Annotated in this window: 1 protein-coding gene; it reads right to left on the bottom strand. The window is 54.4% G+C overall.

Annotated elements, in window-relative coordinates:
• Window positions 1–391 (bottom strand): SDR family NAD(P)-dependent oxidoreductase (locus tag ACR0J2_RS24085; protein WP_480814114.1); only part of this gene is annotated, 391 nt, incomplete at its 3' end.
• Between the last annotated feature and the right edge of the window lie 251 nt (window positions 392–642).

The following is a 642-nucleotide window of genomic DNA, read 5'->3' as shown; positions in this document are numbered from 1 at the left end:
ATGGACCGCTAAAGTTTGTCGTTAGCATTTCCGTCCAAATCTCCGGGGTGAGGGCTTCCAGATCACCAGTTGGCAAGTTGAGCCCGCCAGAGGCCATGCCGGCATTGTTCACCAGAATGTCCAGCCCGCCGAACTCGCTGACTATCCTGCCAATACAGGCATGCACTGAAGAAGGCTTGGTAAGGTCAAACTGTTCTGCGCGAGCAGTGCCGCCTTGGCTTTTGATGTCCGCGCAGACTGCCTCAGCGCGGTCCGATTCACTGCGGTATCCGACAACCACTTTGCTGCCGTTGCGAGCGAGGAGCCTACAGATCTTCGAACCAAGCCCACCGCTGCCGCCACTGACAAAGGCGACGCTTCCAACGATTTCCAACCTTCGATCCTCCATCATTGACGCTACCACTAATAGTCGGACGCCATTCTCTCTGGCAAAATCAAGTAACGCAAATGGGTTGGTTTAGCTGCGGATGAAATACTGCAGTGTCCTCAATTCGAACCCGGGGCTCTGCTAGCACAGTGTTCGGTTCTGAAGTAGGTGCTCATTGAGGCAAAAAAGCGAACGCTGCCCCGTTGCCAGACATGTCGGCACTTAAGGATCGAGGAAGCCAGTGATTTATTCGGAATTCGCTGCGCAGTCTGCAA

It is taken from the genome of Ruegeria sp. CG4 (assembly GCF_056537185.1).
The sequence above is the reverse complement of the archived record's forward strand: the minus strand, read 5'-3'. Positions and strand labels throughout refer to the sequence as shown.